The following is a 22590-nucleotide window of genomic DNA, read 5'->3' as shown; positions in this document are numbered from 1 at the left end:
CGGCGGAGGCAATCATGGCTGCGAAGGACATTTCGGTAAAGAAGTATGTTGTGCGGCTGAGCGGTGAGGAACGTGAGCAACTCGAAGGGCTGATACGCAAAGGCAAGAGCGCGGCGCAGCGGCTGCTGAAGGCGCGGATATTGTTGAAGGCCGATGTGTCGGAAGCGGGTGAAGGCTGGAGTGACAACCGGATTATCAAGGCGCTGGAGACCAGCGCCTCGATGGTTTACCGGGTCCGGAAGCAACTGGTGGAAGAAGGCTTCGAGGCTGTGTTGAGCCGCAAGCAACGGGCGACACCGGCGGTTGCACGGATTTTTGACGGCGAGAAAGAAGCCAAATTGATTGCACTGGCTTGTTCCAAACCTCCCAAGGGACGCGCGCGCTGGACCTTGCGGCTGTTGGAGAAAAAGGTCGTGGAACTGCAAATTGTCGATCGCGCCAGCGACTCGATGATTGGGCGGGCACTAAAAAAACATTCTCCAGCCCCATCGCCAGCAGTGCTGGGTCATCCCGCCGAAGGCCAATGGCGCGTTCGTAGCCGCCATGGAAGATGTGCTGGCGGTCTACACGCGGCCACGCGATCCCGATTACCCGCTGGTGTGCCTGGACGAGACCTCCAAGCAGTTCCTTGCCGAGACGCGCCTGCCGATCCCGATGAAGCGGGGACGCCCGGCCCGCTGCGATTACGAGTACGAGCGCAACGGCACCGCCAACATCTTCATGATGTTTGCACCGCTCGAAGGCTGGCGCCACGTCAAGGTCACCGATCGCCATACCGCCGTGGACTACGCTCACGTCTTGAAAGAATTGGCCGATCGCTACTTCGCCAACGCCAAGACCGTCGTACTGGTCCAGGACAATCTCAACATCCACGGCAAGGGGTCACTCTACGAAGCGTTTCCAGCCGCCGAGGCCAGGCGACTGGTCGAGCGCTTCGAATGGCACTACACTCCAAAGCACGGTAGTTGGCTTGATCTGGCAGAGTCCGAACTCGGCGTCCTCACGTCCCAGTGCCTCGACCGTCGGATTGCCGATAAACAGACCCTCGTCGAGGAAATCGCCGCATGGGAGCACGACCGCAATGCCAACAACACCAAGGCCAATTGGCAATTCTCAACCCCCAATGCCCGTATCAAACTCAAGCACCTCTACCCTGCAATCTGAATGAATCGGGCGACTAGGGCGATCAATCTCGGTCAATGTCAGAGTCTTCCTGCTGGCTCTAGCCATCATCGACGACGTCAGCGCAGTGCTGATCATCGCTTTCTTCTACTCAGGAGGACTTCAGTTCACCGGTTTCATCGTCGTGTCATTTGGCATCCTGATGGTTCTAGGGTTTCAGCGGATCGGGGTCGGCTCCGCGCTCGGCTATATCCTGCCGGGCGCGTTCGTCTGGATCGGCTTTCTGACGACTGGCGCCCATCCGACCTTTGCAGGCGTCGTGCTCGGCCTGATGACCCCGGTGCGGCCGATCCCCATGCGGGAACACCCGTTGGAAGTGGTGTCGCGCGTGGCCGAGGAGTTGCGAAGCAGCGATGCGGTCTGGACGAAGGATACACATCGCCTGGAGTTGCCGCTGCGGCAGCTTCGCGTAGCCCATCGTGAGATGTTGCCGCCCGTAGTGCGCGTGCAGATAGCGCTGCATCCCTGGGTGGCCTACGCCATTATGCCCCTGTTCGCGCTGGCGAATGCCGGCATCAGCCTGACGGACGTTGATCTCTCTGCCGGGGCTGAATTCGTCATGCTGGGCGTGGGGCTTGCCCTTGTAGCAGGGAAACCGATCGGTGTGGTCGGTGCGACTTGGCTTGCTGTACGGCTGGGCTGGTGTCGGCTGGCACCGGGTGTTTCGTGGCGCAGCGTCTGCCTCATAGGCCTGCTGGCCGGGATCGGCTTCACCATGTCCATCTTCATCGCCATGCTCGCCTTCACCGATGAAAGGCTACTGAATGCAGCGAAACTAGGCGTGCTTTTGGGCTCGCTCGTCGCCGCCATGCTCGGTCTCGGTTGGGGCGCGGAATACGTTCGACGCCTGCGCAGAGAGACACGCGCTCATCTCTCGAATGGCAGGGCACAGAACCCGCAGGATGCTCCGACGCGCTAGTAATGGCTTCCGCTTCTGGCCAAGGCGACGAAATTGACCTTGGCGCCGGCCGATGATGGCGCGTTGAGCGTGACCTCGTTCGACGATCCGGTGAGCACCGTGAACGCGGTCGGCAGCGAGCTGTTCGGGGGAGGGGAACGGGTTGGTCGGGTCTCAAGGGCGACGTCGGTCGTCCAGGACGGGCCACTGGTCGAGAGAACAATGCGCTTCGTGCGGCCGGGAAAACGAGCCTGCGCGCCATCGCAGCCGCGCTGAACGAAGCGGGCATTCGCGACCGACCAGGAAAAGGCGGCGCACCGCTGCGTCAGTGTCACTGGATCAACCTTGGCGATGACAGCCGAATCGTAGAGACTGCCTTGGCGCTCCATGAAAGGGCGCTTCTCCCGAAACTTTGCCCGTCCGGTTGGCGGGCTTCCTTTTCATCGTCGGTGGATGTCCGTTGTCGGGGTGCCGGACATGGACATGATGGCCGCCGATGGCCGCTTTTGACCCCGTAGCCGACGTGAGTGTGGCCGGACCATCTCATCAGCACAATACGGAGCCGCTCTCAAGTAGCTATGGCAGCCTCAGGCTGTTACGATACAATTTCGCTAGAGGTTATTGTCCAAAGGGACATCCTATGACGCCAATTCTGCGGGGCACGCTGGCGGCTCTGGCCTTCATATCGACAGTTTGGTCGGCGGCGACGCCCGCCGCGGCCGACGATTTCGAGACGTGTGCGAGGGCTTCTGGCGAGCAAGCAATAGCCGCGTGCACACGCGCAATTAATTCTGGTCGATATAGCGGCCGTCAGCTTGCTGCCCTGTTTGCAAGTCGTTGCGCCGAGCTGAGCGACAAGCAAGAAAGCGATAAGGCCATTGAAGATTGCAGCCAAGCGATCCGGCTCAATCCGAACGGCACAGATGCATTCAGCAACCGCGGCGGCGCCTATCGTGCTAAAGGCCAATACGACCGCGCCATCGAGGATTTGAGCCAAGCGATCCGGCTTAATCCGAACGACGCAGATTCGTTCAACAACCGCGGCCTCGCGTACAATGAGAAAGGCCAATACGACCGCGCCATCGAGGATTTGAACCAAGCTATCCGGCTTAATCCGGACCTCGTAGATGCGTTCTATAACCGCGGCATCGCCTATAGGCGCAAAGGCCAATACGACCGTGCCATCGAGGATTACAACCAAGCAATAAGGCTTAATCCGAACTACGCAGCGGCGTTCAACAACCGCGGCCTCGCCTATAATAACAAAGGCCAATACGACCGTGCCATCGAGGATTTGAACCAAACGATCCGGCTTAATCCGAACTTCGCAGATGCGTTCTATAACCGCGGCGTGTCATGGGAACGGAAGAACGATCTGCAACGCGCATTGGCGGATTTCAAGAAGTTCTCCGAATTGGCCCCGTCCGATCCGGATGGTCCAAAGGCAGTTCACAAAGGCGTTGAGCGGTCGGTGATAGCTGTGTTTTCGATGCGCCATCGACCAATAGACAGTCTACGACATCGAACGACTTGAGTCGCAGTTTGGCACTTGGCCGACATCGCCGCCGCGCTGCCGGATGTCCGGTTTCGGGGGGTGGTCTCAACCGGTCGCCGCAACACTTTATCTTAGAGGGAAAAGATGGAGTGTGGGATGGAACGGAGATTTCATAGAGGTTTTACTGCGGCAGAGAAGACGGAGTTATGGGATCGCTGGAAGCGTGGGGAGTCGCTGAAGGCGATTGGACGAGCTTTTGGTAAGCAGTCATCGTCGATCTATTTTTTGGTAGCTCCGCATGGTGGGATTCGTCCTGCGGAGCGGCGTCGCTCCAGGCTGGCGTTGACGCTCGCGGAACGCGAGGAGATTTCCAGAGGCGTTACGGCACATCAATCGGCACGGTCGATCGCCAAACGGCTTGGCCGCTCACCCTCGACGGTGAGCCGGGAAATGAGTCGCAATGGCGGCTATGATCGCTACCGAGCGACACTTGCGGACGAGAATGCCTGGGCGCGATCTCGTCGTCCAAAATGTTGTAAGTTAGCGACCAATCCGCGGCTGCGGCAGGCGGTGGCAGGGAAGCTCAGATTGGATTGGTCCCCCGAGCAGATAGCCGGTTGGCTGAAGAGAACGCACCCTGAAGACGAGTGTAATCAGGTGTCACACGAGACCATCTATCGCAGCCTGTTTGTCCAAGCGCGCGGCGTGCTGAAGAAAGAGCTGCTTAGCCATCTTCGATCGAAGCGCTCGATGCGTCGCTCCAGGCCGGTTGACCCGAATGGCGATAAACGGGGGCATATCAAGGATATCGTCTCAATCCGTCAGCGACCGGCGGCGGTTGAAGATCGGGCGGTGCCTGGTCATTGGGAGGGCGATCTCCTGTCCGGGCCGAACAACACCTACATCGCGACCTTGGTCGAGCGTCATACCCGTTACGTGATGTTGGCCAAGGTGGCAGGCAAGGACACCCGGACGGTTGTCACCGCGCTCATCAAGCAGGCGAAGAAGCTACCAAAGGAGCTATATAAATCCCTGACCTGGGACCGGGGCAAGGAACTTACGGATCATCGTCGCTTTACGTTGGCGACCAAAATCGACGTCTATTTTTGCGATCCGCAAAGCCCGTGGCAACGCGGGTCGAATGAGAATACCAATGGCCTGCTGAGACAGTACTTTCCTAAGGGCACCGACTTGTCGATGCATTCGCAAGCCCATCTGAACAAAGTGGCTCGTCAGCTAAATGAACGACCACGTGAGACCTTGCAATTTGAAACACCAGCAGAGAGATTTAACGCCTGTGTTGCGTCGACCGGTTGAGCCGGCAGGGCAAAGCGGAACTGGCCCAAGCCGGTGGCGACTTCCGGTTTTGACCCCAAAGCGGAAGTCACGACCCGTGTCAAGACCCAGGTCTCCCTTGGTAAGTACCTGGCTTTTGGCTATGATATCGCAACTGTGCTCGTTGCCAGCCAAGAATTGCATTGCGATGCGAGTGTCGTTCTGGTCACGGCTGAAGGGGGTCGGAAGTTCGCTGTCGCAGCGGGCCCAGCCTCGCCTCGCGCTTACAGTGAGGAAGCCAAAGCTCAGCGCGATCATGGCCGGCTTCTTCGTCTGTCTCAGCATTCCCATCCTGATCTTTATCCTGTTCTACAATTACCTGTCCCTGTCGGAAATCTAATCCGGCTGGCGGGTGAGGCCGAATCGCGCAATGCTTCTGTCTTATGAGAGAAGCTTGCAGCCTGGTTTGGTCGGTGCTGGTCTTATTTTTCCGGTCGCGGGCCTCGTTGGAAGCCGAGATCCTGATCCTTCGTCATCAACTTAACATCCAGCGCCGTCAGCTGCCGAACAGACTGACCTTCAGTGCCATGGATCGCCTGATCTTTGTTGGGCTGTATCGTTTGGTGCCAAGTACCCTCAATGCGCTGACGATTGTGAAGCCGGAGACTGTCGTCCGTTGGCATCGTGCCGGGTTCAGGTCATACTGGCGCTGGAAGTCACGACCTCGTTCCGGCCGACCGCCGGTTCCGGTCGAAATACGACGGCTGATCCGCGAGATGAGCATTGCCAATCCGCTGTGGGGAGCGCCGCGGATCCATGGCGAATTGCTCAAGCTCGGCATCGACATCGGCCAGACCAGCGTCGCCAAGTATATGGTCAGGCGAAGGGGCCCGCCGTCCCAAGGCTGGAAGACATTTCTCCGCAATCATGCCGACGGCATCGCGGCGATCGATTTGTTCGTCGTGCCGACGATTTCATTTCGGCTCCTGTATGGCCTATTGATCATGGGGCATGGTCGACGACAGATTCTATGGTTTGGTGTCACAGCGCATCCGACCGCCGAATGGATCGCCAATCAGCTCACTCAGGCCTGCGGCTGGGAGCAAATCCCTCGTTACCTAATCCGAGATCGCGATGGAGCCTATGGTGAGATATTTATCCGCCGTGTTCGGTCGATCGGCATTCGAGACCGTCCGACCTCTGCCCGCTCCCCATGGCAAAACGGATATGCTGAACGGCTGATCGGTTCAATCCGCAGGGAATGCATTGATCATGTCGTGGTGTTCGGCGAACGCCATCTGCGCCATGTTCTGCTGTCCTACATGGACTATTATAATGGCACGCGCACTCACTTATCGTTGAACAAGGACGCGCCGATATCACGTGCCGCCGAGGCAGCGGGGCGCATTCTGTGCCGTCCGATCCTGGGTGGACTGCATCACCAATATGCTCGGGCTTGATTTGCGGTAGGCACAGAGCGGGCTTTCGACCCATTTGGCGGCTTCAGTTTTCAACGGGTCGATGTTGTCGCACCAGATGCATTTGAGCTCGATCCATCCATCGAGCGTCAGTGCCGGTATGAGGCGCTCACCGCAATGCAAACAACGCGTTAAATCCATCGCGCGTCTCCCCTTGCAGTTCCAGTTCCAACGCCGATATCGACCCTTGGTTCCAGTGGTTCCATTAGCTCAAGACGGGGGGCAGGTGCGATGGAAGCGGTGATCGATCGGGTGATGCAGGCCTACGGCTTGATGGTCAATTTGACGCCGGACGAGGAGAGTTCCGCGCGAGAGCGGGTCTCGCAGTTTCTCGCCGATAAAACCGGTGACGAACATCAGCTTGCGGTCGAAGGGCTGCGCTATCTGAAAGCACAGCAGCAGGTCTGAGGCTGCTCCCGGGGAAGCCGCTCAGAACGGCCGATGCGCTCGCTCCGATCAGCAGCGCAAGGCTCAACCCTATCACCGTCAAAAAAGCGGCCTTCCGGATTATCGTGTGGGGTTCCGGAGAACGAAGTTCTCAGGGGCATTGACATTTTCCATAAAACACGTATTTTACGTGTAAATGAGGGTTACCAATGCGCGCCTTTTCCTCTCTCGATCTCCAGCAGCAGTCGGGCGAAATCCAGCGGGCTGCCGCCCAGGCGCCGGTGGTCATCCGAAGCCACGGGAAACCCCGCGCCGTGATGATGTCTGTCGAGGAATTCTGCCGTTTGATGGCTGCGGCCGATGAGGAAATTCCCGTGGAGGCGCTTCCGGCGCAACCAACTATTCTTGGTCCCGAACCTGAGGATGTGCTGGCATACGTCGAGGAGGATCCGGTCGAAGCCGTCCTTCATATGGCTCATGATGCGATCGGCGGCGTGAACCAAGACGTCGTCCGCAGTGAAGCCGAGCGCTTTGCCAGGTACTTCATTCGGGGCGCCAAATGAGCCCCCAGGGAGCGCTAAGCGAAAAGGATCCGATCTTCCTCATCATGGATGCCTCGCCGGTGGTGATGCTATCGGCGATCGAAAGGCTGGATTGGCTAATGGAGCCATGCGGCACGATTTGGATGACCGACATGGTCATGGAGGAAGTCACGCGCGATCCAGAGTCGGATGCGGACCCGCGGAGCCGTTGGCTTGCCTATGCTCGTTCATGGATCGAAACGAACAAGTTCCGGATCCGTCGGGTAGAGACCAAGACTTTCGAGACTTACAAACTTGCGCTCGAGGCCTGGAAGGCGCGTGGGGCAGACCCTCTGGCTAAGCCCGACGCCCACGACCTTGGTGAGGCCAGCATCATCCAAACCCTGAAGAGCTTTCGAGGAAAGATCCAGCCCCGACAGACCATCGTCGTCCTGATGGACGACGCCGACGGACGCGATGCACTGAGGGGTATGCGGCGGATCAACCTCGATGTATTCGGAACCCGCGTCTTCATTGAGGCCATGGACACCAGCTTCGGCATTGCAGAAGCCGCGCACGCCTGGCAGGCGATCCTCAAGGTCATTCCGACTGCCGGAAGCAAGGAAGATGACGATCCCCTTCTGGTCCGCCGGGCAATATAGATCCAGAGATTCCTCACGAAAATCCGAATAGCCAAAAAAGCATTTCCCATGCCTGCTAAACACGGCCGGCCCCCGGTTGTTTCATCTGTCCCGCGGCGGCGGATCGTCCGGAACTGGGCCATGCGGCCGCCGTTGTCTTGCATGGCCGATGACCTCGAAACCGACGTCGCTTCCGCCCAGGCGAGGAAGCGATGAAGATCCGATCCCATTCCGAGAGCCACCTCGTCGAACTGGACGACGGCTCGCGCTGGCAGATCTTCCCCGACGACCTCGACGTCACGCTGAACTGGAAGCCCGAGACCGAGCTCTCGGTCGTCACCGTCGAGGACGAGGTGAGTTCGCATGCGCTGGTCGGCGGAGGCGGTACGGTGCGCGTCATCCCCGCGGGCGAAAGCTGGCCCGTTCGGGAGGTCAAGTCCGTCCTCAAGGAGGGTTAGGACTTGGCTATCCGTCCCTTGCCGCCGCATTTCCTGCAGGGCGCGGGATAGATTTTGCGACCAGGTTCGGGCTCCTTCACCGGAGGGAAGCCGGTGCCGTCGCAGGCGTCGCATCTGATCTCGACGGGCCTCGGCTTCTTCATGCTTCTCCCGACTGCCAGTGTCGCGCCGGGCTCACGTTTGGAATCGGCAGCGGCCGCTCGATGATCCGCGAGGCCCGAGATGGTTTGCCGCCCTTGTGTCGTACCGCTCGGCCAAATCCAGCAGCCGCTTCCTGGTGAACGGTTCGGCCTTGCCGGCCAGATCGCGGACGCGCTGCGCCTCCTGTCTGTCGAACTCCTCGTCCATAAGCCACCCCAACAATGGAGGCCGAACTCCAGTATATTTCGGGCGTTGCCGTCAAGGCCGCCGAGCTTCTGCAGCGTTTCACCCTCACGGGACGGGAGAAGCTTTATGAGCGAGAAGGACGCATTCGACCTCTGGTGGGAGTGGGCCGAAAAGCCGCTGAAGAGCCCTCTGACCATATCGGCGGGGATTCCACGACGCGGTGATGGAGCTCTCTCCGGAAGACCGGCGCGACCGGGCGATGGTCAACGAAGCCGTCCGCCGCGCAGCGACGGGGCGGGCACCATAGATTTTCGTGGCGGCCGTCGCGGGTTTGTGAAACGCTGGTTCCCACGAATTATGCTCGCTTGCGACCGGGGCAGGTCCGATGGCGAATCCCTATCCGAGGCTGAAGCCTTGTCCGGCATGCGGCAAGCCGATGAAGCTAGTCTCTGCGTCGGACGAGGGCGGACGGGAGCAATTCCGCTGCGCCGACTGCGACGATCTGGATCCCATGTTATCTCCCGAGGCGCAGGGCTGGCTGAACAGCCCGCTGCGGCCGCCGGCGAAGTGAGCCGACTGCCAGTTGCCGCAAGCCAGCTGACGCCAATACGCGGTATGCTCTGGCAAGCGCGGCTTGATCAATGTCCACCTTGCAGCGAGAAGGGGTAAAATCCCCAGGGTCCACACCCGAGGAGCAACGCCATGACCCCCCACATCCCCGAGGAATTTTCCGCCAGGTTGATCGACTGGAGTCCCTTCGTGATCATGGGCAACACGATGCCGCCCCGAGATCCTAATGAAGACGGAGACGACGAGGACGAAGAGGAAGAGGACGAAGAGGACCGCGCCGACGAACCGCCGGTCGTGCGCGAGCCGGACGAAGACTAGATCACGTTTGGCGGTCGATGAGCGCGATGGCGCGATCGGATAGCCTTACTTCGTCATCCGTCGGCTGAAGCCGAATCCGCACTCCACTCCATGTGACGCTCCCGAGCTGCGCAACCTGTTGAAATGGAGCCCGATCGAGCTCCTTGCCTTTTCAATTCCGCAGAATCAAAGAGGGCTGGCTGCGCTCCTTGATCTATCTCAAGGCTTTCAAACTCCGGCGGCGGTGTCACGGGACATCCGGCCGGCCGCCGCCACGCGGCGAGGCGGCCCGAGTGCTTTCCTCAGAAGCGGCATCTGAATCGTCACGTCGCAGAGAAGCGCTTTGACATAAATCAACAGGCGCTCGGTGAACCGTCGCCTGATCATGGCTGATGCGGTTTCAGTTCTCGCCGCTGGTTCTTCTTCGGCCCGCTGTTTGGCGCCGGGCCGAAGCGGGCGCGTGCCGACGCTTTGGGATAGCATGAACAGGTGAAATCATGATCAATTGGTTCTTCCAGACGCTCAAGAGCTATCCGGAAATCGCGATCTTCCTCTCGCTGGCCTTGGGCTACTATTTCGGCTCCTTCACTTACAAGGGCCTAGGCCTTGGGGCCGTCACTGCTACCCTGATTGCCGCTGTCATCATCGGCCAGGACGATCTGGGGAATGGTGCTGGTCATGCTGATGACATAGCCGCAGCCCCGCGATGCTGACCTGGCTGGAGCAGTTTCTCGTCCGTTATCCGGAGCTCGCGCTGTTCCTGGTGATCGCCGCGGGCTACTGGATCGGTAGTTTCAGGATCGGCACGTTCAGTCTCGGCCCGGTCACGGGCGCGCTTTTTGCCGGATTGGTGGTGGGTGACTTCGCGCACGTTCCCGTCTCCAGCATGACAAAATCGTTCCTGTTCCTGCTGTTCCTGTTTGGAGTCGGCTATTCCGTCGGTCCGCAGTTCGTGGCGGCGATGAAGCGCGACGGGCTGAAACCGATGCTGCTGGCCCTCGTCGTATGCTTCACCGGCCTTGCGGCCGCCATCGTGATTTCGCGTGTGCTGGAACTGGATCCGGGATTTGCCGCGGGACTCATGTCGGGGGCGCTCAGCCAGAGCGCCGCCATGGGCACGGCGACCGACGCGGTCAACGGGTTGGCGGTGTCCGAGGCGGAGCGTGCGCTGTTCATCTCGCACATCGCGGTGGCGGATGCGGTCTGTTACGTCTTCGGTTATGCGGGTGTGATCCTCTTCTGTACCCAGATTGCCCCGGCGCTGTTGAAGGTCGACCTGCGGGCGGAGGCGCTCAAGCTCGAGCAATCGCTCGGCATGACACGCGCCAAGCCAGGGCTGGCCTCCGCGTGGCGGAAGTTCGAGCTACGCGCCTATCGATTGGATGCGCAGTCGCCCCTCGTTGGATCGACCGTCGTTGCCGCGGAAGCCCGCATCCCGGAACATCGTTTGTTCATTCACCGCGTCCGGCGCGGAGACCGCGTCCTCGACGCCGAACCTGGAATGAACCTGGCGGCCGGCGATGTCATCGCGCTATCCGCCCCGCGCCAGATCATCGTCGAATGGATCGGGCCTCGCGCCGAAGAGGTGGAAGACAGGGAGCTTCTGGACATTCCCCTGATCTCCGCCGATGTCTTCCTGATCAATCCGAAGCTTGCGGGGATGACACTCGAAGATGCTTCACGAGAGAACTGGACGCGCGGCCTCTATCTACGCTCGTTGAGCCGGGGTCGTCAGGAGATTCCCGTCGCGGCCGGCGTCGTCCTGCAGCTCGGCGATCTGCTTCGCATCGTCGGACCCGAACCGGTCGTGCAGAACGGGGCCAAGAGCATCGGCGTCATCATTGCGCCCAGCACAAGCATCGATTTCATCGTGTTGGGGCTCGCTATTTTCCTCGGGGGCCTCGTTGGCGTTCTCGTGAGTTTTTCAATTGGTGGCGTCAGGCTCACACTGAGCACGAGCGTCGGCACGCTGCTCGCCGGACTTCTGGTCGGTTATCTCCGCACGCGTTACCCGACGTTTGGCCGGATCCCCGACGGCGCCATCAGCCTCATGACATCGCTCGGGTTGGCGGCTTTCGTCGGGCTCACCGGGATTCATGCCGGGCCGATTTTCCTCTCCGCGCTCCGGGAGTCAGGTATCGGCTTGCTGCTGGGTGGCATGATCGTAACCTTGCTGCCGCAGATCGTCGGGTTCTGCTTTGGCCATTTCGTGTTGCGCATGAACCCGATCCTTCTGCTCGGCGGTTTGACCGGCGCACAGACGGTGACGGCAGCGATGGCGGCGCTCCAGGAGCGGGCGGGGAGCCCCGTTCCGGTACTGGGCTATACGCCCGCCTATCCGATCGCGAACATCCTGCTGACGACCTGGGGCTCGGTGATGGTGGTGGTCTTCGCCGGCTGAGCCATCATCAGGCTGAGAAGGCCCTTCGAGACGGCCCCGCGTCGGGAGGAGATTGGGGCCGGGGCCGCCTCGTCGGAGCGCAGGCCCTTTTGCACGAGCTATCGTGCGGCCTGCGAAGGCAATCGATGCTACCAGCCGTAATCGTGGTGATACGGACTCCCGTAATAAGTCTGCGAATATCCGCCGTATCCGTACCCGTTGGGATAGCAGCCTTCATAGGCGTAGCCGCCGCCATAAGCGGGATACGATCCGTAATAGGCGCCGGTGACGAGAGTGCCAACGATCAAGGCTCCGGCCGCAGCCGCGCACCATCCCCAAGGTCGATAGCCAAAGCCCCCCGGTCATCTACATCACGGGAAGGGATAATCCCGCGGCGCGGATGGCTGCGATCGAGTCCGGATGTCTCGCCCATCTCACCAAGCCGTTCGCCGCCAAGTCGCTGATCGAGCCGATTGAGCGCGCATCCAGTGGATTGGCCTGAGCTTCACCGCGACCTATTCATCGATCTCCTGCTCGAACGTCCGTGCCGGCGCGCCGTGGCGAACGGAGGCGAACTGGCCAAGCGACAGCGTGGTGCTGACGCTCTGCACGCTTGAATCGACGACATCCAGCTGCAAGTTCTGTCCTTGCTCCATTTCGCGGATCAGCGCAGCGTCGGCGACGTTGGCGGCGATGCAGGTGTTGGTGAGGCACCAGACATAGGGGATTTGGTGCGGCTTGCCCTGATCCACCGTGAGCTTGACGCCGGCCTGCAGGTACAGTCCGACCGGAAGGAAGAGTTGCAGCCGTACCTTGCCTTCTCCCTCGCGCTCGATCAGATCGGCGCGCACTGCGGTTTGGCCTGTGTCAAAATTGCCGGAGATGGTGGTGCGGCACACCTGGTTGGTGCCGGGTGTCTTGAAGCAGTATTTCTGCCAGTCGCCATATTTGATCTGGCGCACCGTGCTGCGCTGGCCGCGCGGCGCGACTTCCGCCTGCGGCTGGTCACTCGCGGACGGTGTGGCCTGTTGAGCGTCCGCGAGGTTCGGCGACAGCAGGAGCGACAATGCGGCGAACAGTGAAGTCGAGAGAGGGCAGAATTGCGAAGCGCGGCGACTGCCCATCATTGGCCTCCATCGTGCATTATCGATGTTTATCCAGGAATTGGGTCACCACAGGCGACCACAGTGGAATGACTTCGGCGGAATCGATGAAAAAATGCCCGTCGCCGCCGAACGGCGGCATCAGGTGATATTCGGCATTGCCGCCCGCGGCGGTGTAGGCCGCATGCATTCGTTTGGATAATTCCGGTCCAAAGAACGTGTCGTTCTCGACGTAGAACCACAGCATCGGTACTCGGGCGGTACGCCCGAATTCGCCGGTCGCCTCGACGAGCTTATCGGGCGCGCAGTTGTTGTTCGGCTTGCCGCCGACGCGGCCGCCCCGTCCGGCTTCGAAGGTGATGATTTCCTTCACCGAAGGCGGGTTCTGGCTCGAGAGCGCGATTGCCGCCCAGCCGCCTGCGGACTGGCCGATGACAATGGCACTATTGGGCACGGCGAATTTTTGATCGGTCATGTAGTCGATGATCCACTCGTCAAGCAGGGCGACTGCCATCCCCGCATCTCTGAAATTCGGATTGTCGCAGCTGCCGATCTTTGAATAGAATACTGAAAACAGCCCACGCTCCGGTAGATCTAGAGCCGCTGCACCGTATCCTGAGCCGGTTGGCGCCACGACCAGGTAGCCGCGGGCGCGCAAACCACATCGCAGCATCGCGAAACTCGACTAGCGGGAAGAAGCCGCGCTCGCCCGCGTTGAGGGAGACGCCGTGATTCATCACCGCCAGCGGAAACGGTCCCGGTCCAACCGGACGCACCACGTAGGCGAAGGTCGGTTGTGTCAGCGGGAGCGCCCAGACTTCTTCCTGGATCGGCAGCAACGTTCGATTGTCCGCGCTCCTGCCAGGACTCAGCGTCGCCAGGATGGTGGATGCACAACAGGCGATGAGCAGGCAAAGGGATCGAAGCATGGTGGTCGTTCCGAGCGGTCGCCGCGCAGCGCGGTCAATTCGATCGGGAAAGGGTGTCGCGACGAACCGACGCCCCCTTTGATCTAGATCAAGCATGTCGCGGCAATGTGGACGGAGCACGCACGGGACGCGACGACTCAGAGAACCAAGCCGATACAGAGAGATCAGCGCAAAGTCCAAATCGACGATAATTGCCACTTCACGGATGATCCCAGCGCGCGTGACCCATTTCAGCCCAGCATGACCGAGGCCGACCTCAGAGCCGGTCGCGGAAATCTGGACAGAACGATAAGTGGAATTTCTGCCTGACAGCGGCGATAATTGCCGTGAACAGGAGAGACCATGAGCAGACGACCCCGGCGGAACCACTCACCGGCCTTCAAGGCGAAGGTGGCTCTGGCCGCCATCAAGGGCGATCGGACGATAGCCCAGCTGGCGGAGCATTTCGACGTTCACCCCAATCAGATTACGGCCTGGAAATCACAGCTTGAGGGCGGCGCCTCTGATATTTTCGGATCGGGGGGCGGGACGCCGGCCACGCCCGCGGTCGATGTGAAGTCGCTGCATGCCAAGATCGGGGAGCTGACGCTGGAGAACGATTTTTTAGAAGGCGCGCTCACCAAGGCGGGATTGCTGAGCGCAAAGCGATGATCGACCGTAAGCACGATCTGTCGATCACCAAGCAGGCAGAGATTTTGAAGGTCAGTCGCGGCAGCGTGTACTATCTGCCGCGTCCAGTCTCTTCAGCCGACCTCGAGATCATGCAGCGTCTCGATCGGCTGCACCTGGAGTATCCCTTCGCCGGTTCGCGTATGTTGCGAGGCCTGCTGGCTTTGCAGGGGTGCAAGATCGGCCGCCGGCATGTGAAGACGCTCATGCGGCGGATGGGGATAGAGGCGCTCTATCGCCGTCCGCGCACCACCAAGCCCGAGCCCGGCCACAAGATCTATCCGTATCTGCTGCGCGGCATCGAGATCCGGCGGCCGAACCAGGTCTGGGCCATGGACATCACGTACATTCCGATGGCGCACGGCTTCGTCTATCTCGCCGTGGTGCTGGACTGGGCGACACGTCGTGTTCTGTCGTGGCGGCTGTCGATCACGATGGAGGCGGCCTTCTGCGTCGAGACCCTGGAAGATGCCTTGGCTCGCCACGGCAAGCCGGACATCTTCAACACCGATCAGGGCTCTCAGTTCACCGGCGCGGCGTTCACCGGCCTGCTCGCCAGCAATGGCATCGCCATCAGCATGGATGGCAAAGGGGCCTGGCGGGACAATGTGTTCGTCGAACGGCTGTGGCGCAGCGTCAAATACGAGGAGGTCTATCTGCGAGCCTACGAAACCGTCGGCGAGGCGCGACATTCGATCGGCCGGTATCTCGACTTTTACAACGGCCGACGTCCTCATTCGAGTCTTGACGACATGACCCCGGATCAAGCCTACTTCGATCTTCCGCCGCTCCGCGCGGCGGCCTAACCTCGGCAGAGGCTCCACTTATCGACGCGGAATTTTTGTTCAGACAACCGGGGCCAGCTCAGTGTGCGCGCGACGTTCCCCCATGATCAGAATGTCATAGGTGTCCTTGTAGGTTGCCACAGCCGTATTGCCGTACACGCGCACCCTAAGTTCAGAGAGCTTCTCGCTGTTTGTCTTAAAGTTCTTCTTGTCGGCCATTAGTTTCAAGAGTTCGGCTTTGGTGTAAAAGGTTCCATCGCTGTCGCCCCGGGTCCAATCCTCGGCCAGAACTTTCTGATAAAAGGCTGGCTCGCCGGCCAAATCGGCTTCGACGCCGTCATTTTCCAAATTAGAGATGGTCGTTACGACGTCAGCTTCGGCCGCGGTTTGCGCCCGGGTGACATTCGGCCCTACGAACAGGGCGATAGCGCAAACGGAGATCCACAAGACGGGGTTCTTTGCTTTCATGGGGGCGCCTTTTTTGTTTCTCGTGATAGTCAACACGGGCCTGCGGAGATTTCGCCGAAACTGATCGAAGCATTCCAAGCGATCGCTGCCCGATACACGACTAGAAATCGTCGCCCCGGGTTCGGAATCAAGTTTGTATTCCGTACTTAGCTTCCTGGCCCCCCGTCCGGATCTATCGGAAACCGCATATTTCGCTTGAAAGTGCGAGGCTTCGACTCCACATCGAAGGCCCGGATCGGTTTTCCGGAATTAGTACGGAAAACAGACTTGTCGCTTGAGGCCCATCCGGGAGCTCGAACTCATGATCAGATACGGTCAGTTTTGCCCCGTCGCTAAGACGGCCGAGATCTTCGGCGATCGATGGTCGCCGCTGATCATCCGCGAGCTATGTTACAGCCCCAGATCCTATGGCGACTTCCTGGCGGCCATTCCGCTGATCTCCAGAACCATGCTTTCGCAACGCCTGAAGGAATTGGCGGTCGCCGGCGTTGTTCATCCCGATGCGAAGGAAAAGGGCCGAGGCCACATCTATGCGCTGACGGCAGCCGGAGAGGCGTTTCGGCCGATGATCGAGATGATGGGCGAATGGGGGCTCAAATGGGGACAGGGGCTGATCGGTCCCGGCGATCTAGATTCGAAGCTGCTGATATGGGGGATACGCCAGCACATCGATCGCGAAGATATCACGGCGCAGGAATTTGTTGTGCGCTTCGATTTCAGGGGCATCCCCAAGAGCAGCCGCAATCCGCGCCATTGGTGGCTGCTGATCCGGCAAGACGAGATCGAGGTGTGCCTGAAGGATCCCGGGCAGACTCTCGATGTCGTGATCGAGGCCGACCTGGGCGCCTTTACGAAGGTCTGGACGGGATATTCCCGTCTCGAGGAGGCTCTCGCGCGAGGGCTCGTTACGTTCCGCGGCACCGACACTGCAATCGCTCAAATGTACCGGATGCTGAAATTGACCGATGAGACCGTGGTGCGGAACCTCGGCACCTTGCGGCCGACGGCAATTGCGCACTAAAGGCCGCAGGCTCCGATGCCCCCGAACTGGTTGAGCGTTGCGGCTGGCTGACGGTCAACCGACTGTGGTGCGAGCGAAGTGACTGGGCGGACTGCCGACCTCTCGGCGAAAGGCGGTGCTGAAGGCGCTTGCCGATTGATAGCCGATCGCGGCCGCAACGACCTCCAAGGGAGGCGCACGTCTCCGTGGAGTCGCCTCAGGGCACGGGCGAGAAGCGGATCAGCGAGCCCCGCGAGAAGGCCTGGTTGTCCGATCGCGTCCACGCCTTCGGAGCCGAACCGCAGCGCCTCCACGAGCAGAACCTCGATAAGACGATCGACGACGAGATCGCGGCCTGGCCGGTCGGCGAGCGCCTCCTCGACGATCGAGTCTATCGTGCGCCTAAGCCGTCCCGCAGCGGGATCGGAGGCCTGGATATGGACAAGGGCCGGCAGCAGGCCGCCGAGCAGGCTGCGGTTGGTGGGGTCCAATTCGAAATAACCACCGAGCTGTTTGAACTCAGGTTCGAGGTCGGGATCGCCGTACCGACCCCCGCTGGCCCGACACTCCATCGGCCGTTGCGCGTCGATTGAGACGACTTCGCTTGCAAGGTCGCTGGCGATCGTGAAGCCTGGGTTGGCAGGCACGAGGACGAAATCGCCTTTGACGAGATGTACGGGTTGATGGCCATCCGCCGCGAGCCAGCATTCGCCGATCAGCACGAGCCCAAAGCCGGCAAAATCCATTCGCGAGCGGCGCACGGCCCAACGTCCCGCCCCTTGGAAAACCTTCGTTCCGACCGCGCGCGGACGAAGCAGCGTTATCACGTCGGCGAGCGGTTCCATATTCCGGACGATCCATGATGCATTACGGACGCTGTATGTCTTTCGGCGCAGGGTTTGGACGCCGATCGGCGCGGGGGTCTCTGTTACCTCTTCAATAAAATCAAGGCTTTAGATTCGCGCGTGCGACGATTGAGGGGTCAAAGTTCGATCAGCATTCACAGGTAGCCGTCGTGATTGATCTCGTGAAGCCAGTCGGGACCGTCCCGGAACCTTGGTCGCGCGGGTCGGAATGCAGGGCTGGAATGGCGGAAGGGTAGGCGGGTGGATGCGGATTTTCGAGGGGCCGCTGGTGCGTCGGCCGGGTTGGATAACCGATGTGTCGGGGTCGGCGGAATAACGAATGGGCAGGCGGCGGGCCGGGTCGAAACATGAGCCTAGCGCTGGCCCGATCAGTCCCCAGCGTAAAAAAATAACTTTGTCCCTCGATCTGTGCCCCGCACCAAATCGTGCAAGGAAAGTGTTGTATTTACAGCGCTTTACGGGATTACTTCTAATCTCTTCGGGCGCGCCACTTCGGGATACGCTATCGACGCCAAACGCCGCCGACTTTACGCCCTTGAGACGTGCCAGGATCGCTCGTTCGCCAAATTATCACAAAGCCGCTCAGCGTCGTCCCCGCGACCAGCACCATGTTGGTGTCGGCGGTGATGCTGATCAGGCCGAGGAGTCGGATATCATCATGGCCAGCATGCGCGCCGGAATCGTAGCGATCGGAGGGTGAAGCGGACTCGTCGCACACGTGCTCGATCCGTCGCGAATGACCCCAAGCCGGACGTGCAACCTTGGCGTCCCATCAGTCACTTGGGTGAACCTTCGCAGCTCGCTTGACAAGGTTTAGGAACTGCCGAACGACCGCGGATGGGTCGCCCCGTCGCGATACCAGACCCAGAACAGCCTTTGGTTGAGCGGCGCCTTTCAGTCGACGATAGACCACGCCGTCCATGCTCATGCTCTGCACCGACTCCGGCACGAGCGCTATGCCCAGCCCGGCGGCGACCAGGCCGAGTGTGGACGTGATGCGAGGGGCTTGCTGGCCGATGTGAGGACTAAAGCCGGCAGCTCGGCATGCCGCTACGGTTTCATCGTAGATGCCCGTCCCCGGCGGCCCAAAGAGAATGAAAGAATCGCCAGCCAGGCGCTTCAACGGAAGCGCCGTGTCGCGCTTGCCCTGTGCCATCGCGTGGAGGCTAGGCAAAGCCACGACCATAGGCTCCTCCAGCAGCGGACTAACCACAAGGTTGTCCGCATGGATAGTGGACGTCCTGACAAACGCGACGTCCATCTGGTCATGGGAGAATCGCTCACGCACCTCGTTGCTGAGTCCCTCCTCCAGGGTGAGCGACACCAACGGAAAGGCTTCCCGAAAGGCGCGAATAACCCGTGGCACAAAGGGATGAAACGGAGCCGTCGGCGCAATGCCTACTTTCCAGGCGCTCAATGCGTTCCCGCATCCAAAGTTCCGCATACCGTCCGAGGGCCCGGATGAAGAGCGCGCGTTTATCGCCGAACGCATTATAGAGGCTCGGTCCGTTGATCCCCATTGCTGCCGCCAGATCGCGCACCGACGTTGCTTCAAGCCCACGCCGCCAGAAGCACGCGATGGCGGCGTCGACAGCCTGCTCCTCGTCGAAAGCTCGCGGGCGGGCCAAAGGGTTAGCTCCGATTGAAAGTGCAAGGAGGACCAAAGTTGAAGCAACCATATCAAATCGCCGCCCTGATTGCGTTGCGCCACGGCGCGCCCGGCCGGCCGGCCCTCGCCGGTGCGTTTGCCGGATTGCTGTCGGCGGGATTCGCCGCCACGCTGTATGCCTCCCAATGCATCGACGACTCGCCGCTGTTCGTCGCTACCTGGTACTCGATAGCGATTGCAGCGGTGACCGCGATCGGCGCACTGGCGGGAAAAAAGCTGCTGCGATTTTGAATTACAAATTTTCGCATAAACAGGCGGGTATCAATCGTGGCCAGGAGAATACGAAAATGATCCGCATCGGAGTTCTGCTTCTGGCATTGCTGTTTGCCATGGGCGCCCACGCAGCGCCAATCAGTGATGGCTTCTGGAGCGAATGGAGCGAGGCTACGTTTGCGCGCGCGGCTCGCGAGCACAAATTCGTTGTTGTCTCGCTGCAATCCTGGTGGTGCAAGTGGTGCCATGTCATGAACGAGGAAACTTGGTCGAAACCTGAAGTTCGCGCCGTCCTCAAGGATCATTTCATCCCCGTTTATGTCGATCAGGATAGCCGTCCGGATATTTCCCAGCGATATGAACGCTGGGGCTGGCCCGCCACCATCATCTTTGGTCCAGATGGCAAGGAGATCGCCAAACTACGTGGTTTCTATTCTGCGCAGTTTTTCATTCCGGTGCTGACCGACACGATCAAGGATCCCACCCCGGTGGACTATGGTGATAGCGGACCAGAACGCGGGCGCACGCTGGCGACGGGTTTGTCTGATGCGCAACGCAATGAGATCCTCAGCTTCGTCGATGGTGCGTGGAACAAGGAGTATGGCGGCTGGAGCAAATCCAAGTTCGTGGACGGTCCGATGCTGGTCTGGGCCTTGCAGCGGGCACGGCAGGGCGACCGGACGAACGAAGCGCGTATCCGGAAAGTCCTGACCTTGATGGCTGACACCATGATCGACAAGGGAACGGGTGGCATGAACCAGGTCAATCTGAAGCCCGACTGGTCGGAGCCGGCTCGTGAGTTTCCGATGTTCGCGCAGGAGGCCGCGCTGACAGCGTTTGCGCGGGCCGCTGTCATGTTCGGCGATCCAGCCTATCGGCAAGCTGCGGATCGGATCTACGGTTTTCTTAAGAACACGATGGCGGCACCCGGCGGCGGCTTCTACGCCTCGATGGGACTGAGCGAAGGCGAGCCCGGCGTCGACAAACGGCAATATACCCGTGAGACCGCACAGGCCGTGTCGGGGTTGCTGGCCTATTACGATGCCACGGGCATCGTGGAGGCGCGCGAGCTTGCGGTGGCCGGTGCGCGCTGGGCGTTGGCCAAACGGGCTCCGTCCAACGACGGCGGCTTCCGGCACGCCGAACAGGACAAGGGTGGTCCTTATCTGGCCGATAACGTCGAGATGGCGAAGGCCTTGCTCGCGCTGCACCGCTCAACCGGCGAGCGCGCATGGCTGGACCAGGCACGTGCCACTGCCGATTTCATCGCGAAGACCTTCGTCGATTCCGCGACGGGCGGGTTCATCGCCTCGGCGTCGCCGGAGGCGCAGCAGTTGGTCAAACCGATCAAACAGCGGGAGGACAATGTCACGGCGGTCAGGATGTTCAGCCTGTTGTCGTCCTACACCGGCAAGCGTCGCTATCGCGAGATTGCCGAAGCTGGCATGGGCTACCTGACCTCGCCACCGATCCTCGACGCGTTCGGTTTCCTGCCGGATGTGTTGCTGGCCGAAGACGAACTGCGCAATGAGCCGGTGCATGTCACCATCGTCGGCGCCAAGGATGATCCACGCTCCGCGCTCTACACAGCAGCGCTGGCTTACCCGCTCGTCAACAAGCGCGCGGAGTGGTGGGACAAGCGCCAAGGCAAGCTGGCCAATATCGACGTCGACTACCCTGATTACCCCGACGGTCCCGCCGCCTTCGCGTGCACGAGCACGTTCTGCTCGTATCCGGTCACTGAGCCCGGTGCGATCGCTGCACAGCTCGATAGCCTCAAGCGCGCACGCAAACTTTGAATGTCGTTCGGGCGGCTCTCGTGCGGCTTTGGGCAAACTGGCCAGTAGTCGGGATGCCGAGGCCGGCGCAGGGCCCAGCAAAAGCCAGGCCCTGACTTCCGGATGCGGCGGGGTCAGGCCGGTTCGAATTTGCCCTTGGCCGCGACGCACTTTGCCTTGGTCAATTCCGAGAATCCCTGACCCTTGCAGGCGTTCAGGCCCTTGCAGGAGTGATTGCCGCCCTTGCAGGCGCTCTGGCCTTTGCAGGCGTTCGCACCGACGCAGTGACCTTCACCGGCTGCATACGCAACCGTCGTTGTCATGGTCGCGCCGGCAAGGAACAGGGTGGCGGCTGCCGCCGCAATTGTAGCACCAGACTTCGAAGTGATCTTCATGGAATTCCTCCAACGAGTTGTTACAAAGATGCATGGGCTGTAACTAGCGACACGATCGCCGGCCGACAGACTCGCATCAAAATGAATTACGCAACCGATTGGCTTTAGTTACACGTCAGAACCATCTAGATTGCAGAATCTCAATGATCGACTGGACGCTGACTACGCCTTCCTCTTCTGCTTCGAGCGAGCGAGGCCCCGGTGGCCACCAACTGTCGCCGACAGCTGCTTACGGGTTCTGGAGGTCATGGAGAAACCGTGGCCCTTGCATGATGGCCGGGACACTTCGTACTTATGTCTCTGTCACATGTAACAATTTGGAGCTTGCTCCGTATACTCAAAGCGGGCTACGCGCCGACTGAGCTGAAGAAACCGCTGCATTGCCACAAACTTCCTGAATACTCACGCTTGGATATCCTTTTGCGCTACCACCAAAACTATGCTCACGCCGAGAATCCCCGATTTTGATAATCAAGTCATCGTAATAAACAATTCGATATTTCCAGACCGATTGCTCTACAATTATGTTGATCCCGAGACGGCGAGCGGAATGATCACCGCTGGAACGACTCCGCTGGGGACGGTCTTGGCACGGCCTTCACCGTCACGCCCTCGTGACGATGATTGCATACTCCTTCGTGCAGCACCGCCGCATCGCCAGAGCAGGGCGGAAAAAAGAATCGACGGGCCTCCACCTCAGCCAAGCCTGCCGGCCGTGCGCCACGCCATCTCCATTCTCATCCTTCGGCCGCTACCTCCGCGATGCTCCCACTGCTGAAGACCAATCCTCACGTCCCAACGCGAAG

The 22590-nt window shown here is 60.2% G+C and carries 21 protein-coding genes and 6 pseudogenes; 18 read left to right on the top strand and 9 right to left on the bottom strand.

The genetic code is table 11. The features are described from left to right. Window positions 1-14 precede the first annotated feature (14 nt). Together NL528_RS45885 and NL528_RS45880 are read left to right on the top strand one after the other, a co-directional pair. Window positions 15-1164 (top strand): IS630 family transposase gene (locus NL528_RS45885; protein WP_309185411.1). Its coding sequence is split into 2 segments (ribosomal slippage): window positions 15-478 and window positions 477-1164, totalling 1152 coding nucleotides; the frame shifts between segments, so codons are not numbered across the junction. Window positions 1165-1177: 13 nt separating this feature from the next. After that, window positions 1178-2101, top strand: a pseudogene (locus tag NL528_RS45880) (Na+/H+ antiporter NhaA); the annotation flags it as partial. On the opposite strand, the gene NL528_RS45875 reads toward NL528_RS45880, so the two are convergent. After that, the gene (locus NL528_RS45875; protein ID WP_309185410.1) at window positions 2098-2469 is read right to left on the bottom strand and encodes a hypothetical protein; all 372 of its coding nucleotides are present in this window, start codon (window positions 2467-2469) and stop codon (window positions 2098-2100) included. The pseudogene NL528_RS45880 and the gene NL528_RS45875 overlap by 4 nt on opposite strands. A 251-nt stretch (window positions 2470-2720) precedes the next feature. On the opposite strand from NL528_RS45875, the gene NL528_RS45870 reads away from it, so the two are divergent. The 11 genes and pseudogenes from NL528_RS45870 to aspT all read left to right on the top strand — a co-directional run. Continuing rightward, window positions 2721-3614, top strand: a complete 894-nt coding sequence (locus NL528_RS45870; RefSeq protein WP_309185409.1) for a tetratricopeptide repeat protein — start codon at window positions 2721-2723, stop codon at window positions 3612-3614. 117 nt (window positions 3615-3731) lie between these two features. Then, on the top strand, window positions 3732-4892 hold the full coding sequence (locus NL528_RS45865) for an IS30 family transposase (RefSeq protein ID WP_309181756.1): 1161 nt from the start codon (window positions 3732-3734) through the stop codon (window positions 4890-4892). Between the two features lie 166 nt (window positions 4893-5058). Further along, window positions 5059-5250: a hypothetical protein gene (locus NL528_RS45860; protein WP_309185849.1), complete on the top strand. Its 192-nt coding sequence runs from the start codon at window positions 5059-5061 to the stop codon at window positions 5248-5250. A gap of 424 nt (window positions 5251-5674) precedes the next feature. Next, complete coding sequence (locus NL528_RS45855) at window positions 5675-6310, top strand: integrase core domain-containing protein (RefSeq protein ID WP_309185847.1); 636 nt, start codon at window positions 5675-5677, stop codon at window positions 6308-6310. Window positions 6311-6559: 249 nt separating this feature from the next. Continuing rightward, the gene (locus NL528_RS45850) at window positions 6560-6736 is read left to right on the top strand and encodes a hypothetical protein (protein ID WP_309185845.1); all 177 of its coding nucleotides are present in this window, start codon (window positions 6560-6562) and stop codon (window positions 6734-6736) included. A gap of 188 nt (window positions 6737-6924) precedes the next feature. Further along, window positions 6925-7278, top strand: a complete 354-nt coding sequence (locus NL528_RS45845) for a type II toxin-antitoxin system prevent-host-death family antitoxin (protein WP_309185844.1) — start codon at window positions 6925-6927, stop codon at window positions 7276-7278. After that, window positions 7275-7898 carry a hypothetical protein gene (locus NL528_RS45840; RefSeq protein WP_309185842.1) on the top strand — a complete coding sequence of 208 codons (624 nt, stop codon included), beginning with the start codon at window positions 7275-7277 and terminating at the stop codon, window positions 7896-7898. Before NL528_RS45845 ends, NL528_RS45840 begins: the two co-directional genes overlap by 4 nt. Window positions 7899-8089: 191 nt before the next feature. Further along, window positions 8090-8335, top strand: a complete 246-nt coding sequence (locus tag NL528_RS45835) for a hypothetical protein (RefSeq protein WP_309185840.1) — start codon at window positions 8090-8092, stop codon at window positions 8333-8335. Between the two features lie 763 nt (window positions 8336-9098). Beyond that, window positions 9099-9233, top strand: a complete 135-nt coding sequence (locus NL528_RS45830; protein WP_309185839.1) for a hypothetical protein — start codon at window positions 9099-9101, stop codon at window positions 9231-9233. A 131-nt stretch (window positions 9234-9364) separates the two neighbouring features. After that, window positions 9365-9550, top strand: coding sequence for a hypothetical protein (locus NL528_RS45825; protein WP_309185838.1), 186 nt, complete (start codon window positions 9365-9367; stop codon window positions 9548-9550). Window positions 9551-10026: 476 nt separating this feature from the next. Then, window positions 10027-11930: pseudogene (gene aspT / locus NL528_RS45815) on the top strand (aspartate-alanine antiporter); the annotation flags it as partial. Between the two features lie 128 nt (window positions 11931-12058). Here the strand turns inward: aspT and NL528_RS45810 are convergent. The 3 genes and pseudogenes from NL528_RS45810 to NL528_RS45800 form a co-directional block, all read right to left on the bottom strand. After that, window positions 12059-12217: a hypothetical protein gene (locus NL528_RS45810; protein ID WP_309185834.1), complete on the bottom strand. Its 159-nt coding sequence runs from the start codon at window positions 12215-12217 to the stop codon at window positions 12059-12061. A 207-nt stretch (window positions 12218-12424) separates the two neighbouring features. Continuing rightward, window positions 12425-13033, bottom strand: a complete 609-nt coding sequence (locus NL528_RS45805; RefSeq protein ID WP_309185832.1) for an invasion associated locus B family protein — start codon at window positions 13031-13033, stop codon at window positions 12425-12427. A gap of 19 nt (window positions 13034-13052) precedes the next feature. Next, window positions 13053-13941 (bottom strand): annotated as a pseudogene (locus tag NL528_RS45800) (alpha/beta hydrolase family protein). A gap of 342 nt (window positions 13942-14283) precedes the next feature. Here NL528_RS45800 and NL528_RS45795 point away from each other — a divergent pair. Next, window positions 14284-15416 (top strand): IS3 family transposase gene (locus NL528_RS45795; protein ID WP_143206051.1). Its coding sequence is split into 2 segments (ribosomal slippage): window positions 14284-14539 and window positions 14539-15416, totalling 1134 coding nucleotides; the frame shifts between segments, so codons are not numbered across the junction. Between the two features lie 39 nt (window positions 15417-15455). Here NL528_RS45795 and NL528_RS45790 read toward each other — a convergent pair. Beyond that, on the bottom strand, window positions 15456-15863 hold the full coding sequence (locus NL528_RS45790; protein WP_309185830.1) for a nuclear transport factor 2 family protein: 408 nt from the start codon (window positions 15861-15863) through the stop codon (window positions 15456-15458). 301 nt (window positions 15864-16164) lie between these two features. Between NL528_RS45790 and NL528_RS45785 the strand changes: the two genes are divergently transcribed. Further along, a complete protein-coding gene (locus tag NL528_RS45785; protein WP_309185829.1) occupies window positions 16165-16884 on the top strand; it encodes a helix-turn-helix domain-containing protein in 720 nt (239 codons plus the stop codon). Here the strand turns inward: NL528_RS45785 and NL528_RS45780 are convergent. The 3 genes and pseudogenes from NL528_RS45780 to NL528_RS47450 form a co-directional block, all read right to left on the bottom strand. After that, on the bottom strand, window positions 16881-17708 hold the full coding sequence (locus NL528_RS45780) for a cupin domain-containing protein (protein ID WP_309185828.1): 828 nt from the start codon (window positions 17706-17708) through the stop codon (window positions 16881-16883). The genes NL528_RS45785 and NL528_RS45780 overlap by 4 nt on opposite strands. Before the next feature lie 793 nt (window positions 17709-18501). Continuing rightward, window positions 18502-19146: a LysR substrate-binding domain-containing protein gene (locus NL528_RS45775; RefSeq protein WP_375144131.1), complete on the bottom strand. Its 645-nt coding sequence runs from the start codon at window positions 19144-19146 to the stop codon at window positions 18502-18504. Between the two features lie 100 nt (window positions 19147-19246). After that, window positions 19247-19408: pseudogene (locus NL528_RS47450) on the bottom strand (TetR family transcriptional regulator); the annotation flags it as partial. 11 nt (window positions 19409-19419) lie between these two features. Here NL528_RS47450 and NL528_RS45765 point away from each other — a divergent pair. Together NL528_RS45765 and NL528_RS45760 are read left to right on the top strand one after the other, a co-directional pair. Continuing rightward, window positions 19420-19629 (top strand): annotated as a pseudogene (locus tag NL528_RS45765) (NrsF family protein); the annotation flags it as partial. A gap of 56 nt (window positions 19630-19685) precedes the next feature. After that, window positions 19686-21410 carry a DUF255 domain-containing protein gene (locus NL528_RS45760; protein WP_309185826.1) on the top strand — a complete coding sequence of 575 codons (1725 nt, stop codon included), beginning with the start codon at window positions 19686-19688 and terminating at the stop codon, window positions 21408-21410. A 113-nt stretch (window positions 21411-21523) separates the two neighbouring features. On the opposite strand, the gene NL528_RS45755 is transcribed toward NL528_RS45760, so the two are convergent. Next, window positions 21524-21784: a hypothetical protein gene (locus NL528_RS45755; protein WP_309185823.1), complete on the bottom strand. Its 261-nt coding sequence runs from the start codon at window positions 21782-21784 to the stop codon at window positions 21524-21526. Window positions 21785-22362: 578 nt separating this feature from the next. Here NL528_RS45755 and NL528_RS45750 point away from each other — a divergent pair. Beyond that, window positions 22363-22585, top strand: a pseudogene (locus NL528_RS45750) (IS701 family transposase); the annotation flags it as partial. Between the last annotated feature and the right edge of the window lie 5 nt (window positions 22586-22590).

Origin of the sequence: Bradyrhizobium sp. Ash2021, from assembly GCF_031202265.1 — a bacterium.
GTDB lineage: Bacteria > Pseudomonadota > Alphaproteobacteria > Rhizobiales > Xanthobacteraceae > Bradyrhizobium.
The sequence above is the reverse complement of the archived record's forward strand: the minus strand, read 5'-3'. Positions and strand labels throughout refer to the sequence as shown.

What these genes read in the sequence shown, in the direction of transcription:
- NL528_RS45875 (WP_309185410.1), bottom strand. Translation starts at nt 2,469, where the DNA reads ATGGAGCGCCAAGGCAGTCTCTACGATTCGGCTGTCATCGCCAAGGTT.
- NL528_RS45870 (WP_309185409.1), top strand. Translation starts at nt 2,721, where the DNA reads ATGACGCCAATTCTGCGGGGCACGCTGGCGGCTCTGGCCTTCATATCG.
- NL528_RS45865 (WP_309181756.1), top strand. Translation starts at nt 3,732, where the DNA reads ATGGAACGGAGATTTCATAGAGGTTTTACTGCGGCAGAGAAGACGGAG.
- NL528_RS45860 (WP_309185849.1), top strand. Translation starts at nt 5,059, where the DNA reads ATGCGAGTGTCGTTCTGGTCACGGCTGAAGGGGGTCGGAAGTTCGCTG.
- NL528_RS45850 (WP_309185845.1), top strand. Translation starts at nt 6,560, where the DNA reads ATGGAAGCGGTGATCGATCGGGTGATGCAGGCCTACGGCTTGATGGTC.
- NL528_RS45845 (WP_309185844.1), top strand. Translation starts at nt 6,925, where the DNA reads ATGCGCGCCTTTTCCTCTCTCGATCTCCAGCAGCAGTCGGGCGAAATC.
- NL528_RS45840 (WP_309185842.1), top strand. Translation starts at nt 7,275, where the DNA reads ATGAGCCCCCAGGGAGCGCTAAGCGAAAAGGATCCGATCTTCCTCATC.
- NL528_RS45835 (WP_309185840.1), top strand. Translation starts at nt 8,090, where the DNA reads ATGAAGATCCGATCCCATTCCGAGAGCCACCTCGTCGAACTGGACGAC.
- NL528_RS45830 (WP_309185839.1), top strand. Translation starts at nt 9,099, where the DNA reads ATGAAGCTAGTCTCTGCGTCGGACGAGGGCGGACGGGAGCAATTCCGC.
- NL528_RS45825 (WP_309185838.1), top strand. Translation starts at nt 9,365, where the DNA reads ATGACCCCCCACATCCCCGAGGAATTTTCCGCCAGGTTGATCGACTGG.
- NL528_RS45805 (WP_309185832.1), bottom strand. Translation starts at nt 13,033, where the DNA reads ATGGGCAGTCGCCGCGCTTCGCAATTCTGCCCTCTCTCGACTTCACTG.
- NL528_RS45790 (WP_309185830.1), bottom strand. Translation starts at nt 15,863, where the DNA reads ATGAAAGCAAAGAACCCCGTCTTGTGGATCTCCGTTTGCGCTATCGCC.
- NL528_RS45785 (WP_309185829.1), top strand. Translation starts at nt 16,165, where the DNA reads ATGATCAGATACGGTCAGTTTTGCCCCGTCGCTAAGACGGCCGAGATC.
- NL528_RS45780 (WP_309185828.1), bottom strand. Translation starts at nt 17,708, where the DNA reads ATGGAACCGCTCGCCGACGTGATAACGCTGCTTCGTCCGCGCGCGGTC.
- NL528_RS45760 (WP_309185826.1), top strand. Translation starts at nt 19,686, where the DNA reads ATGATCCGCATCGGAGTTCTGCTTCTGGCATTGCTGTTTGCCATGGGC.
- NL528_RS45755 (WP_309185823.1), bottom strand. Translation starts at nt 21,784, where the DNA reads ATGAAGATCACTTCGAAGTCTGGTGCTACAATTGCGGCGGCAGCCGCC.